The following is a 13,191-nucleotide window of genomic DNA, read 5'->3' as shown; positions in this document are numbered from 1 at the left end:
TCAGCCTTCCGTCATGGGGACGCGCACGCCACGCTCCCGGGCCACGTCGGCGGCGTGCTCGTAACCCGCGTCGACATGCCGGATGACGCCCATCCCGGGGTCGTTGGTCAGCACTCGGGCGATCTTCTCGGCGGCCAGTGCGGTGCCATCGGCGATGCACACCTGCCCGGCGTGGATGGAGCGTCCCATGCCGACCCCGCCGCCGTGGTGGATCGACACCCACGACGCGCCGGACGCGGTGTTGACCAGGGCGTTGAGCAGCGGCCAGTCGGCGATCGCGTCGGAGCCGTCGAGCATCGACTCGGTTTCGCGGTACGGCGAGGCGACGGAACCGGAGTCCAGGTGGTCGCGGCCGATGGCGACGGGGGCGGACAGTTCGCCCGAGGCCACCATCTCGTTGAACTTCAGGCCCGCCAGGTGGCGTTCGCCATAGCCGAGCCAGCAGATCCGGGCAGGCAGCCCTTCGAAAGCGACCTTCTCCCCGGCCATTTCGATCCAGCGGCGCAGGTGTGCGTTCTCCGGGAACAGCTCCAGGATCGCCTTGTCGGTAGCCGCGATGTCCTTCGGGTCACCCGAGAGCGCCGCCCACCGGAACGGCCCGAGCCCCTCTTCGAACAGCGGCCGGATGTAGGCGGGCACGAAGCCAGGGAACTCGAATGCCCGGGGGTAACCACCTTTCCGGGCTTCGTCGCGAATGGAGTTGCCGTAGTCGAACACCTCGGCGCCCGCGTCCTGGAAGCCGACCATGGCCTCGACGTGGCGGGCCATCGATTCCCGGGCCTGCTTGGTGAACTGATCCGGGTCCCGCTCGGCGGCGGACTTCATGTCCGCGAACGGCATTCCGGCGGGCAGGTAGGCCAGCGGGTCGTGCGCGGAGGTCTGATCGGTGACGATGTCGATGGGCGCGCCCATGGCGAGCAGCCGCGGGAAGATCTCCGCCGCGTTGCCTTCCACGCCGATCGACAAGGGCCGCTTCGCGTCTCGCGCCTCGACGGCCAGCCGCAGCGCGTGCTCCAGGTCGTCGGCCTTGGTGTCGAGGTACTTGTGCGCGATCCGGCGATCGATCCGGGTCACATCGCAGTCGACGCAGAGCGCGACGCCCTCGTTCATGGTGACGGCCAGCGGCTGCGCGCCGCCCATGCCGCCGAGCCCGGCGGTCAGCGTGATGGTGCCCGCGAGCGTGCCGCTCCCCCGGCCCGCCGCCGCGAGCTTGCGGGCCACCGCGCCGAAGGTCTCGTAGGTGCCCTGGAGGATGCCCTGGGTGCCGATGTAGATCCAGGACCCGGCGGTCATCTGCCCGTACATGGTGAGCCCGAGCTCCTCGAGTCGCCGGAACTCCTCCCAATTGGCCCAGTCGCCAACGAGATTGGAGTTGGCGATGAGCACCCGCGGCGCCCACTCGCTGGTGCGGAACACCCCGACCGGCTTGCCGGACTGCACCAGCATGGTCTCGTCCGACTTCAGCGTCTTCAGCGTGCGCACCATGGCGTCGAACGCGGCCCAGCTGCGGGCGGCGCGCCCGGTGCCGCCGTAGACGACGAGGCTGTCGGGGTGCTCGGCCACCTCGGGGTCGAGGTTGTTCATCAGCATGCGCAGGGCCCCCTCCTGCTGCCAGCCGAGGGTGGTCAGTTCGCTGCCGCGCGGCGCGGATACGGGGCGGGCGCCGTCAGTGCGATCGGACATTAAGGTGCTCCTTAAATCGAATGGGTCTGGGGGTAGGGCGAATCAGGCTCGGGTGTCGGCCATTTCGGTATGCGCCGGGTAGATCATCCGGTCCGGCGGATTACTGGTACGGCGCGCGATCGGGTAGTAGATCGCGGCGGTCAGCACGATGCCGACGATCCACGAGATGTCCGCGCCGTCGAGCATTTTCGTGATCGGGCCGGTGTACATCTTCTGCGCCAGGAACGGGACCTGGGCGACGACGCCGATGACGTAGCAGCTCAGCGCGGCCACGTTCCAGCGTCCGTAGCGGCCGTTCACGTCGTACAGCGCCGGAATGTCCACGCGCTCTTTGGAAATCAGGTAGTAGTCGATCAGGTTGATCGCGCTCCACGGCGTGAACACCATGAGCAGCACGAGCACGAAGTTCTTGAAGTTGTTCAGGAAGTCCGCGCTCGCCGCGATCGCGATGAGCACCGAGACGCCGGTGAAGCCGACGATGTAGGCGGTACGCGCGGCGGTCGAGATGCGGGACTGCCCGTTGAACGCGGTCACCGTGGTCAGGATGGACATGAAGCCGCCGTAGGCGTTCAGGCAGTTCACCGTCAGCTTGCCCACCACGATCACCAGGTAGATCAGCATGGCGACGAGCGCGGGCCCGGCCAGCTGGCCGACGAATCCGACCTGATCGGAGAGGAAGGACTTGCCGGCGCACGCGGCGATCAGCACGCCGAGCATCATCGCCCACTGCGAGCCGATCACGGTGCCCGCGAAGGTTGACCAGAAGGTGGTGCGCTCACTGGTGGAGCGCGGCAGATAGCGGGAGTAGTCGGCGACGTACGGGCCGAAGGTCAGCTGCCAACCGGCGCCCAGGGAGATCGCGAGCAGGAAGGTCGAGACATGGAACGGCTTGGTACCCAGGAAGTTCGAGACGTCGTAGGTGCTGAACAGCCGCACGCACAGGTAGGTGAAGCCGAGGATGCCGACGACGGTGGCGATCCGCCCGACCACATGGATCAGCTTGTAACCGGTCACCGCCACGAACGCGGTGAGCGCGCCGAAGATCAGAATCCCGGCCACCGGGGTGTCGATGTGCAGGATCTTGTTGATGGCCTGGCCCGCGAGCACCGTGCCGGTGGCCGCGAAGCCCAGATACATCAGCACGACCAGGACCAGCGGCACCACCGCGCCCTGCACGCCGAACTGCGCGCGGCTGGAGATCATCTGCGGCAACCCCATGCGCGGGCCCTGGGCGGAGTGCAGCGCCATCACCGCGCCGCCGACCACGTTGCCGATGAGCAGGCCGAGCATGGCCCACCAGGCGTCGGCGCCGAAGACCACGGCCAGCGCACCGTCGACGATCGCGGTGATCTGCATGTTCGCGCCGAACCACAGGGTGAACTGGCTGCGCGGCGAACCGTGCCGTTCGTGGTCGGGTACGACGTCGATGGTCCGGCGTTCCGGAGTAAGCCCCGCTCCGGATTGATCGTCATGGGTCACTGGCTTGCCTCATTCACTGTGTGCCGCGTCACGCTCGCGGCGACTGAGGTGTATAGTCCTGTATAGACAACCGGCTGTCAAGTGCCCGGATGGAGCGCCCCGAAGCTCGATACACTTCAGCCGCCGGTAGATATCGGTGTGACTTCAGGAATGGGTGTGGGAGATGGCGATCGCGGCGGTCGACGCGGAACTTGCTGCGTTGTTCCGGGATTCGGGCCAGTCCGCGCCCGCCTACGAACGCATCAAGAACCTGGTGACCACACAGATCAAGTCCGGCAGATGGTCCGAGGGCGATCAGCTGCCCTCGGAGAACCAGCTCGTCGCCGCACTCGGCCTGTCCCGCATGACGATCAACCGCGCGCTGCGCGAGCTCACCGCCGAGGGCATGATCGTGCGGCATGCCGGGGTGGGCACCTTCGTCGCGGGCACCAAGGCCCCTTCGTCACTGTTCGAGGTCAAGAACATCGCCGACGAGATCCAGCAGCGCGGGCACCGGCACCGCACCCAGGTGGTGTCGGTCTGCGAGGAGGAACTCGACCGGCGCTCGATCATGCGGGAACTCCTGCCGCGCAGAGTCTTTCACTCGATCCTCGTGCACTACGAGGACGATGTGCCGATCCAGGTCGAGGACCGGCTGGTCAATCCGGCCGAGGCGCCGGACTACTTGGACCAGGACTTCACCGCCCTCACCCCGAACACCTATCTGAGCAAAGTCGCCCCGCTGGAACGCGGCGAGCACATCGTCGAGGCGGTGCTGGGCTCGGCCGAGGAATGCCGGCTCCTCGGGATCGAGAGCGGCGAACCCTGCTTGCTCATTCGCCGCCGCACCTGGTCCTCGACCGGACTGGTGAGCGCCGCCCGGCTGATCCATCCGGGTTCCCGCAATCGGCTGGAAGGCGTCTTCGGCAACCGCTGATCCGGCGCCGATTCCGTTGCTACAGTTCCGGAATGACTGACGCGACGGTCGAGCTGCGGCCCGGGCGGGCGGCGGACGCCCCCGAGGTCGCGCGGATCTGGTTCGACGGCTGGCAGGACGGGCACGTCGGCAACGTGCCCGACGCCCTGGTCGCGGTGCGGCCCCGGGAGTCGTTCGATACCCGTGCCGCACAAAGAGTTCCGGACACCACCGTCGCGACGGTCGACGGCGCGGTGGCCGGATTCGTGATGGTCGAGGACGACGAGGTGGAGCAGGTCTACGTCGGCGACAAGTACCGCGGCAGCGGTGTCGCCGCGCTCCTGCTCGCCGCCGCCGAACAGGTGGTCCGGGACCATGGCCACCGCCGGGCCTGGCTGGCCGTGGTCGCGGGCAATGCCCGGGCGCGCCGGTTCTACGAGCGCAACGGCTGGATCGACGACGGCGAGTTCACCCACGCCGCACCGGGACCCGACGGGCCGGTCCCGGTGCCCGCGCATCGCTACCTCAAACACCTGGCCTGACGGGGCTCATTTGCCGATGTGCTGGCGCATCTTCTCGTAGTCGGGGTGCAGCTTGCACCAGGCCGGCACGCGGTCCGGTTCGTAGGCCCGCATGGTGTGCTCCAGTTCCCGGATATCGAGCCAATGCGTGGCATCGCGGTACAGCAGGCCGATTTCGTCGGCCTGGAAGCTGCCGCCGGTATTGCGGGCGACCCATTGCGGACCGAAGTTGATGTATTTCAAGAATTCCAAGCCCGCCTCGTTACCGTAATCGCGGGCATAGGTGGGGTTTTCGAGTTGCAGACCCTGGAATCCGAGCTGAGACTTCGGGTTCTTGCCCAGATACGGCCAGCCCACCACCGTGATCAAGACCAGACCATAGGGCACCCGAGTGTGATTGGTCTGCTTCAGCACGCCCTGGAACAGGCCGTTGTTGGACCCGATCGCCTCCAGATACGACGTCATCGACGGATCCTGGCTGTTGCCATAGTTTCCGGTGTGCGGGTTGCGGAAGATCACCAGGTCGAACGGGCCGTAGGAGGGATGGCCGACGGCGTTGACCCCCAGTTCGACGTTGACGCCCTTGGCTTTCAGGGCCGCGATGTTGTCGACCACGCGCTGGCCGTATTGACGCTTCAGCTGGTCGATGGTGCGCAGCTCGGTGGCCATCACATCCACCGGCACGTGTGCCTGCGAGTTGTGCGGGTCGAACGCCGCGTAGGCCGGCAGTTGCAGCGCTTTGAGCGCTTCCTGCAAATACTCGATCACATAGGAGAAATCGCCACAGCCGTAGAGGATTACACGCATGGGAATACCTGCGATTCTGCAAGAAAATTGTCGCATTCCGGCCTAGATTCCGGAATCTCACGTTCCCAGTGTATGAGCGGAACATGTTGCGCCGCAGGCAATTCAGGTGCAATTTAACGGACACTCCGGTCGGTTCGAACGCACAACACATTTGCCGGCCATGCCGGTGATTCGGCAAGATCGGTCGCATGATCGCTGACCGCCGTACTCGTGCCGTCGCGTCGCTGCACGGCCTGGCCGTCGGCGACGGATTCGGCTCTTCCTTTTTCGTTCCCGGCAACTTCCGGGGCCTGCACACCCGAACCCTGCCGCGCGCGCCGTGGTTCTGGACCGACGACACCGAGATGGCCTGCTCGGTCTACGCCGTTGTGGACCGGCTCGGGCGGATCGACCAGGACGCGCTGGCCGCCTCCTTCGCCAAGCACCACGATTTCGACCGCGGCTACGGCGCGGGCGTGAACCGGATGCTGCGCCTGATTCGTCAGGAAGGCGGCGACTGGCGCGAATTGGCGGCCGCCGCGTTCGACGGGCGCGGGTCGTGGGGCAACGGCGGCGCGATGCGGGTCGCACCGCTCGGCGCGTTCTTCGCCGACGATCTCGACCGAGTCGTGCGCGAGGCGGCGGCCTCGGCCGAGGTCACCCACACCCACCCCGAGGGCGTCGCAGGCGCCATCGCGGTAGCCGTCGCCGCGGCGCTCGACCTGCGCGGCCCGGAGCTCCTCGCGGCGGTCGCCGAACGCACCCCGCCCGGTCTGGTCCGCGACGGCATCGCCACCGCGGCCGGTCTCCTCCATCTCCAGGATTCCCGCAGCGCCGCAGCCACTCTCGGCACCGGCCGCGAGGTCTCCGCCCAGGACACCGTCCCCCTCTGCCTCTGGGCGGTCGCCAAATACCCGCACGATTTCCCCGAAGCGCTCTGGGCCACCGCGCTCGCCTCCGACGACGTCGACACCACCTGCGCCATCGTCGGCGGCATCCTCGGAGCCCGGCTGGGGATCGAAGCGATCCCGGAGGAATGGTTGCGCAGCTGCGAACCGCTCCCGAAATGGGCCGGAGTTCCCACCGGCCGGGTCGAGATGTGGTCCGGCTGGAACGCCCCGGACGATCGCTACTCCATCGACTGATCCCGTTGTCGCGGCATGCTTTCGGCCGGGGCCCAGACGCTCACAACGAACGCTGGGCCCCGGCCGGGCAGCACGCTTTGCTCAGGCCTGGACGGGCGCTTCGGCTTTCGCGGACTTGCCCGACCCATCGGACTCCCCGCCGCCGCGCAGCTTCCGGATCGTCAGCGCGATCACCGGCCACAGCAGGATGACCGCGATGATCGTGTAAACGATTCTGGCGAACCAGGTGTCGACCAAACCGCTCAACGCGCCGTCACTGATCTGCAACGCCCGGCGCATCTGCATCTCCGCGTTCGGCCCCAGGATGACGCCGATGATCGCGGGCAGCAGCGGCAAACCGAATCTGCGCATCAGGAAACCGATTACGCCGATCACCAGCAGCAGCACCAGGTCCACCACATCGCCGGACACCGCGTACGCGCCGACGCTGGCGAAGAACAGGATCCCGGCGTAGAGGTAGGGCCGCGGGATCCGCAGCAGCTTCGCCCACACCGGAGCCAGCGGCAGGTTCAGCACCAGCAGCAGCACGGTGCCGATGAACAGGCTCGCGATCAGCGTCCAGACCAGTTCCGATTCGCGTTGGAAGAGCAGCGGTCCCGGCTGGATGCCGTACTGCTGGAACGCCGCCAGCATGACCGCCGCGGTCGCCGTGGTCGGCAGGCCGAGGGTCAGCATGGTGGTCAGCGTGCCCGCCGCGGACGCGCTCGCGGTCGACTCCGGGCCCGCGACGCCTTCGATAGCGCCCTTGCCCCACTCGTCCTTGTGCTTGGACAGCCGCTTCTCGGTCGCGTAGGACAGGAACGTCGGGATCTCCGCACCACCGGCCGGGACCGCCCCGAACGGGAATCCGATGAAAGGCCCCCTCAGCCAAGCCTTCCAGGAACGGTCGAAGTCCGTGCGGCTCAGCCAGGCGCGGCCGACCGGAATCGCGGTGCCCGGGCGGCGGCGCAGGTGCGCGGCCACCCACAGCGCCTCGCCGACCGCGAAAAGTCCTACGGCGACGATGATCACGTCGATGCCGTCGGCCAGTTGCAGCGACCCGAAGGTCAGGCGCTGCTGGCCGGTGATCGGGTCCAGCCCGATCAGGCCGAGCGTCAAACCGATTCCGAGCGAAGCGAATCCGCGGATCCGCGAGCTGCCGAGCACCGAGGTGACGGCGATGAAGGCCAGCAACATGATCGCGAAGTAGTCCGGCGCGCCGATGTCCACCGCGAACTTCGCCACCAGCGGCGCGGTCAGCACCAGCAGTGTGGTGCCCGCGATGCCGCCGACGAAGTGCCCGATCGCCGCGGTCGCCAGGGCTTGCGCGCCCCGGCCCCGCTTCGCCATCGGGTGGCCCTCGATCGCGGTGACCACCGCGGCGGTCTCACCCGGGGTGTTCAACAGGATCGAGGTGGTCGACCCACCGAACATGCCGCCGTAGTAGATGCCCGCGAACATGATGAACGCGCCCGTCGGCTCCACGCTGTAGGTGAGGGGCAGCAGCAACGCCACCGCCATCGCGGGCCCGATGCCAGGCAGCACGCCGATGGCGGTGCCCAGCAGCACACCCACCGCGGCGAGCAGCAGATGCATCGGGGTCAGAGCAGTACCGAAACCCGCAACTAAGTTACTTAACGCGTCCACCTCAGAGGACTCCTTCCAACGGACCCCCGGGCAACGTGACGCCCAGCAATTCGCCGAACACCACGTAGGTCACCAGGGCGAGCGCGACCGCGATCAGCGGATCCCGCACCCAATGCCTGCTGCCCAGCGCGAACGCCGCACCCCAGAACAGGAGCGTGCCCGCGATCGGGAACCCGACGATGTCGATCAGCACGATGTTCGCGACGAACACGCCGACCAGCAGGGCGACGGTCCGCCATTCCGGCGGCGTCGACAGGTCGACGTCCTCGCCGCCCTCGGCTTCACCGCGGCCGCCGCGCAGTACGTCGAAGGCCAGCGCGACGGCGACCACGACCAGCAACGCGCCGACTACCAGCGGCATCGCCTTCGGCCCGACCGGGCCGCGCTGCGTGAAGCTGGTCGACATCCGCATCGCGTCGACGATCACCACCGCGCCCGCACCGGCGAGCAACACCGAGACCACCAGTTCGGAGCGGTCCTGGAACCAGCCGGCGACACCGGCGCGCGGTTCCGGGACACCGTGCTCCGGCCCGCCGGCACCCGTTTCCGAGGCACCGGGCTCCGGCCCTGCCGAGTTCACGCCTCCGCCTCGCCCGGCGCGACCGCAGCCGAGGCTGTGCCTCTGGTTCGCTCGCTCATGCCAGCCCCAGATCCTTCAGCACGGCGCCGCACTGCTCGGTCTGCTGCTGGATGAAGGCGCCGAACTCGGCGCCGGAGAGGAACGCGTCACCCCAGCCGTTGGTGCGGACCGCTTCTTTCCATTCCGCGGAATCGTGCATCTTGGTGTACGCGTCGATCAGAGCCTGGCGCTGCTCGTCGCTGATGCCGGGCGGCGCGACCACGCCGCGCCAGTTGGTGAATTCCACATTGATACCGGCCTCTTTCAAGGTCGGCGCGTTCACGCCGTCGATGCGCTTGGGTCCGGTCACCGCGAGCACGCGCAGTTCCCCGGCCTGGATCTGGTCCAGGTATTCGCCGACGCCGGAGACGCCGAACGCGATCTTGTTGCCGAGCACCGAGGCGAGCAGTTCGCCGCCGCCGTCGAACGGGACGTAGTTGACCGCCTTCGGTTCGATGCCGATGGCCTTGGCGACCAGCATCGGCGCCAGGTGATCCGGTCCGCCGGGCGAGGAGCCGCCGCCGACCGGGACCGCGCCCGGGTTCGCCTTCCAGTCCGTGACCAGCTGGTCGATCGAGGTGTACTTGGAGTTCTTGGAGACCACGATGATGTCGGGCTCGTCGATCAGCCGGGCGATCGGTGTGGTGTCGGTCAGCTTGGACGGCGACTTGTTGGTGTAGACGCTGCCCACGACGCCCAGGCCCATCTGCATGATCAGTTTGCCGTTGCCCTTCTCCCCGACCAGCCGGCCCAGGCCCACCGTGCCGCCGGCGCCGGGCAGGTTGAAAACCTCGACCGAGCGGGCGATTCCGGCGTCCTCCAGGACTTTCGCCGAGGTGCGGGCGGTGATGTCGTAGCCGCCGCCGGGCGAGTTCGGGACCATGATCCGGACGCCGGACAGCTTGTCGGCCGAGCCGCCCGCGCCGTTGCAAGCGGTCAGGGCGACGGCCGCGAAGACACCGACGAAGGCGGTCAGCAACTTCCGAGTTTTCACTGGAGATCCTCATCTCTCATCGTTGAGCTGAGGGGAATTGTGAGCTGGCGCACGTCGGCCTGTCTGCTTTGCGTCAGCAACGTTTGTTGTGGTCATAGTGTTCACGCCGAACACGCGGTATTTCGGCGGGGTAGCGGGGACACTGGCTGCGGGCAAGTTTCACAGGAGGTAGGCGTGGGCAAGAAAGGCTCACTGGCACGGCAATTGCTTGCCCTGCAGTTGCTGATCGTGTTCGTGCTGCTCGCCGCGGTCGCCGCGGTGGTGGTCGCGCAGGTGAGCGAGACGTCCCGCAATACCGAATCGCGGCGGATGCTCGGCATCGCCGAGGACGTCGCCGCCAACCCGAGTCTGCGGGTGTTGCTGGCCGATCCCAAACAGCATCTGCTGCTGGCCCCGTTCGCGACCGGCGCGCAGGTCGCCTCCGGCGCGGACGAGGTCGTCATCGCCCGGGCCGATGGCAAGGTGCTCACGTCGCAGGATCCCTCCGAGATCAACAAGCCGCTGCGGCTGGCCGACTCCACGGTCGGCGAGGGCCGCGCCTGGGTCGGCGAGATCGACGACGCGGTGGTCGCGCACGTGCCAGTGATCGGGCAGGGCGATCATCAGGTCGTCGGCTATGTCGCGGCGAAGAAGGAGCAGCCCGCGATCTGGCAGATCCTCACCGAATCGTTTCCCGGGCTGCTCAGCCTGCTCGGGATCGCCACCGCGCTCGGCGTCGCCGGATCGCTGTCGCTGTCCTGGTGGGTCAAGCGGCAGACCTTCGGGCTGGAACCCGCCGAGATCTCGGCGCTGGTCGAACATCGCGAGGCCATGCTGCACGGCGTCCACGAAGGTGTGGTCGGGCTGGATCAGCAGCATCGGGTCACGCTGGTCAACGATCAAGCCAAAGCCCTGCTGACCCTGGGTGATGTGGTCGGACACAGCGTCTACGACCTCGGTCTGAACGAACGCCTGCTCGACGTGTTCACCGGGACCGCCGAGGGCACCGACCTGATCGGCCTGCGCCGCGGCAAGGTACTGGTGATGAACCGGACGCCGATCCAGTGGGATCAGCGCACCCTGGGAGCCGTTGTGACGCTGCGGGATCGGACCGAACTGGTGCGGTTGCAGGATCAGCTCACCGAGAACCGCAATACCGCCGACACGCTGCGTGCGCAGGCGCACGAGTTCAGCAACCGGCTGCACACCATCGCGGGGCTGATCGAGCTCGGTGAATACGACGAGGTCGCCCGCTACATCACGCGGGTCAGCGCCAACCGGGATCAGTGGCAGGCGGAGGTGACCGCGCGGATCGCCGACACCGCGGTGGCCGCGCTGCTCATCGCGAAGTCGAGCCTGGCCGCGGAACAGGGTGTGGGACTGCGCCTTTCGGTTACCAGCGCGTTGCCGGAGGTGGATGCCGGGTTGTCCGGCGACATCGTCACCGTGGTCGGGAACCTGGTCGACAACGCGCTCGACGCGCTCTCCGGGCCCGGGTGGATCGAAGTGGACCTGCGGGTGCTGGATTCCGCTGTGCACGTGGTGGTCCGGGATTCCGGGCCCGGCGTCGCACCCGAACTCGCCCGCGAGGTCTTCCGGCACGGCTTCACCACCAAGGCGGCCGCGGGCGGTCAGCGCGGGCTCGGGCTGGCCATCACCCGGCAAGCTTGTGTCCGGCGCGGCGGCACCGTCTCGGTGCACAACGCCGACGGCGCCGTTTTCACCGCGACCCTGCCCGTGGCGGTGCCCGCATGATCCGGGTCCTGGTCGTCGACGACGACTTCATGGTCGCCAAGGTGCACAGCGGATATGTCAGCAAGACACCGGGTTTCACCGTCGCCGGCGTCGCCCGCACCGGCGCCGAGGCGCTGCGCCTGATCGGCGACCTGCGCCCCGATCTGGTCCTGCTCGACATCTACCTGCCCGACCTGGACGGCCTCACCGTGCTGCGCGGCATCCGCGAGACCGCCGAGGCCACCGACGTGATCGTCATCAGCGCCGCCGACGATGTGACCACCATCCGCACCGCCATGCGCGGCGGCGTCCTGCACTACCTCATCAAGCCCTTCAGCTACGGCGCCCTCTACGACCAGCTCCAGCATTTCGCCGCCCTGCACGCCAAGCTCGGCGAACTCTCGCACGCCGCCCAAGCCGATGTGGATCAGGTCTTCGCCGGGCGCCCGCGCACCGCCGTCACCCTCCCGAAAGGCCTGACCGCGCAAACCGCCCTCCTGGTCGAAACCGTCCTCCGCGGTACCGAATCCGACCTCTCCGCCCAGGAATGCGCCGACGCCACCGCCCTGTCCCGCGTCAGCGCCCGCCGCTACCTCGAGCATTTCGCCGAAACCGGCAGCGCCGAGGTCCGCCTCCGCTATGGCGGCACCGGCCGCCCCGAACGCCGCTATCGCTGGATCGGCGCCTGACGCCACATCGGATCCATTCCGCGCCACCCCGGCGAGGTGTTTGGCGGCTGTTCGCGGCGATGCTTTCATGGGCCGGGGACACCTGATGGGTTGGCGGCCGAATTCGCGTTGCACTGTGCGACCGAAGGGAGCTGGGCCGGATGGGCAGAGGGAAGCTACGCCGCTGGGTGAGCGCGGCGGCGGCGATCGCCGCCGTGGGGATCGCAGGCGTGGGGCCGGGGCACGCGGAAACGCTCGATGACGGGGTTTTCGCCCCGCCGGGGGCCAACGACTGGCGCTGCGTGCCGACGGCGGCGCATCCGGAGCCGGTGGTGCTGGTGCACGGGACGTGGGGGAATCAGAGTTCCTGGGCGGAGTTGGCGCCGCAATTGAAAGCGGCTGGGGTGTGCGTGTTTTCGCTCAACTACGGGCGGAAGCGGTTCAGCCTGCGGGGTTCCGAGCCGGGGGTGTACGGCACCGCCGATATCCGGTCCTCCGCCAAGGAGATCGCCGCGTTCGTGGCGCAGGTGCGGGAGCTGACCGGGGCCGGACGGGTCGATGTGGTGGCACATTCGCAGGGCGGGCCGCTGGTGCGGCACTATCTGCGGTTCGAGGGTGGGGCGCAGCTCGGGCCGGCGGTCCGGCGGCTGGTGACGATCGCCGCCACCCATCACGGCACCACGGCGGACGGGCTGGGCTCGCTGCTGCCCAGCGGCAGCGCGGCGGCCGAGGCGGACACGGTGATCGCGAAGGTGCTGGGCACCGCCGCCGCGCAGCAGCTGGCGGGCAGCGAGTTTCTGCGCCGGCTGAACGCGGCGGGCGATACCGAGCCGGGGATCGCGTACACCGCCATCGCCACCCGGGTGGACCGCGTCGTGACGCCGCCGGAGGCCACGTTCCTGCACGCCGGGCCCGGCGCCACGGTCGACAATCGGTGGGTCCAGGACGTCTGTCCCACGGATACCTTCCACCACGGGATCCTGCCCGAGTCCCCCGCGGTCTCCTACCTGGTCCATCAGGCGCTGGACCTGCCGTTCGACGGCACCGCCTGCCCGGACTAGC

Annotated in this window: 12 protein-coding genes; 6 read left to right on the top strand and 6 right to left on the bottom strand. The window is 68.2% G+C overall.

What is annotated here, in order from left to right:
• Both hutU and AB0M14_RS25105 read right to left on the bottom strand, forming a co-directional pair.
• Positions 1–1,683: a urocanate hydratase gene (gene hutU / locus AB0M14_RS25110; protein ID WP_364998767.1), complete on the bottom strand. Its 1,683-nt coding sequence runs from the start codon at positions 1,681–1,683 to the stop codon at positions 1–3.
• 42 nt (positions 1,684–1,725) lie between these two features.
• Positions 1,726–3,162 carry a cytosine permease gene (locus tag AB0M14_RS25105; protein WP_364998765.1) on the bottom strand — a complete coding sequence of 479 codons (1,437 nt, stop codon included), beginning with the start codon at positions 3,160–3,162 and terminating at the stop codon, positions 1,726–1,728.
• Between the two features lie 163 nt (positions 3,163–3,325).
• Here AB0M14_RS25105 and hutC point away from each other — a divergent pair, with 163 nt between their 5' ends.
• A complete protein-coding gene (gene hutC, locus AB0M14_RS25100) occupies positions 3,326–4,078 on the top strand; it encodes a histidine utilization repressor (RefSeq protein ID WP_364998763.1) in 753 nt (250 codons plus the stop codon).
• A gap of 32 nt (positions 4,079–4,110) precedes the next feature.
• On the top strand, positions 4,111–4,599 hold the full coding sequence (locus tag AB0M14_RS25095) for a GNAT family N-acetyltransferase (RefSeq protein WP_364998761.1): 489 nt from the start codon (positions 4,111–4,113) through the stop codon (positions 4,597–4,599).
• Between the two features lie 6 nt (positions 4,600–4,605).
• On the opposite strand, the gene AB0M14_RS25090 is transcribed toward AB0M14_RS25095, so the two are convergent.
• The gene (locus tag AB0M14_RS25090; protein WP_364998759.1) at positions 4,606–5,385 is read right to left on the bottom strand and encodes a Rossmann-like fold-containing protein; all 780 of its coding nucleotides are present in this window, start codon (positions 5,383–5,385) and stop codon (positions 4,606–4,608) included.
• 188 nt (positions 5,386–5,573) lie between these two features.
• Here AB0M14_RS25090 and AB0M14_RS25085 point away from each other — a divergent pair, with 188 nt between their 5' ends.
• Positions 5,574–6,509: an ADP-ribosylglycohydrolase family protein gene (locus AB0M14_RS25085; RefSeq protein ID WP_364998757.1), complete on the top strand. Its 936-nt coding sequence runs from the start codon at positions 5,574–5,576 to the stop codon at positions 6,507–6,509.
• Between the two features lie 81 nt (positions 6,510–6,590).
• Here AB0M14_RS25085 and AB0M14_RS25080 read toward each other — a convergent pair whose 3' ends face one another.
• Genes AB0M14_RS25080 through AB0M14_RS25070 form a run of 3 tightly spaced genes read right to left on the bottom strand, consistent with a single transcriptional unit; the run spans position 6,591 to position 9,748 of the window.
• Positions 6,591–8,135 (bottom strand): tripartite tricarboxylate transporter permease, encoded by a 1,545-nt coding sequence (locus tag AB0M14_RS25080; protein ID WP_364998755.1) that lies wholly within the window; start codon positions 8,133–8,135, stop codon positions 6,591–6,593.
• Between the two features lies 1 nt (position 8,136).
• The gene (locus AB0M14_RS25075; protein WP_364998753.1) at positions 8,137–8,715 is read right to left on the bottom strand and encodes a tripartite tricarboxylate transporter TctB family protein; all 579 of its coding nucleotides are present in this window, start codon (positions 8,713–8,715) and stop codon (positions 8,137–8,139) included.
• A 55-nt stretch (positions 8,716–8,770) separates the two neighbouring features.
• Complete coding sequence (locus AB0M14_RS25070; protein ID WP_364998751.1) at positions 8,771–9,748, bottom strand: tripartite tricarboxylate transporter substrate-binding protein; 978 nt, start codon at positions 9,746–9,748, stop codon at positions 8,771–8,773.
• Between the two features lie 174 nt (positions 9,749–9,922).
• On the opposite strand from AB0M14_RS25070, the gene AB0M14_RS25065 reads away from it, so the two are divergent.
• The 3 genes from AB0M14_RS25065 to AB0M14_RS25055 all read left to right on the top strand — a co-directional run bounded on the left by AB0M14_RS25065 (position 9,923) and on the right by AB0M14_RS25055 (position 13,190).
• Positions 9,923–11,482, top strand: coding sequence for a sensor histidine kinase (locus AB0M14_RS25065; protein WP_364998749.1), 1,560 nt, complete (start codon positions 9,923–9,925; stop codon positions 11,480–11,482).
• Positions 11,479–12,150 (top strand): response regulator, encoded by a 672-nt coding sequence (locus AB0M14_RS25060; RefSeq protein WP_364998747.1) that lies wholly within the window; start codon positions 11,479–11,481, stop codon positions 12,148–12,150. The genes AB0M14_RS25065 and AB0M14_RS25060 overlap by 4 nt, the downstream gene beginning before the upstream one ends.
• 140 nt (positions 12,151–12,290) lie before the next feature.
• Positions 12,291–13,190, top strand: a complete 900-nt coding sequence (locus AB0M14_RS25055; protein WP_364998745.1) for an alpha/beta fold hydrolase — start codon at positions 12,291–12,293, stop codon at positions 13,188–13,190.
• The last annotated feature ends 1 nt before the right edge of the window (position 13,191 follow it).

Source organism: Nocardia sp. NPDC051832 (assembly GCF_040681285.1).
GTDB lineage: Bacteria > Actinomycetota > Actinomycetes > Mycobacteriales > Mycobacteriaceae > Nocardia.
This window is presented reverse-complemented; position numbering and strand designations above follow the sequence as displayed.

Coding starts and splice junctions, on each gene's coding strand:
- hutC (WP_364998763.1), top strand. CDS start 3,326: ATGGCGATCGCGGCGGTCGACGCGGAACTTGCTGCGTTGTTCCGGGAT.
- AB0M14_RS25095 (WP_364998761.1), top strand. CDS start 4,111: ATGACTGACGCGACGGTCGAGCTGCGGCCCGGGCGGGCGGCGGACGCC.
- AB0M14_RS25060 (WP_364998747.1), top strand. CDS start 11,479: ATGATCCGGGTCCTGGTCGTCGACGACGACTTCATGGTCGCCAAGGTG.
- AB0M14_RS25085 (WP_364998757.1), top strand. CDS start 5,574: ATGATCGCTGACCGCCGTACTCGTGCCGTCGCGTCGCTGCACGGCCTG.
- hutU (WP_364998767.1), bottom strand. CDS start 1,683: ATGTCCGATCGCACTGACGGCGCCCGCCCCGTATCCGCGCCGCGCGGC.
- AB0M14_RS25055 (WP_364998745.1), top strand. CDS start 12,291: ATGGGCAGAGGGAAGCTACGCCGCTGGGTGAGCGCGGCGGCGGCGATC.
- AB0M14_RS25090 (WP_364998759.1), bottom strand. CDS start 5,385: ATGCGTGTAATCCTCTACGGCTGTGGCGATTTCTCCTATGTGATCGAG.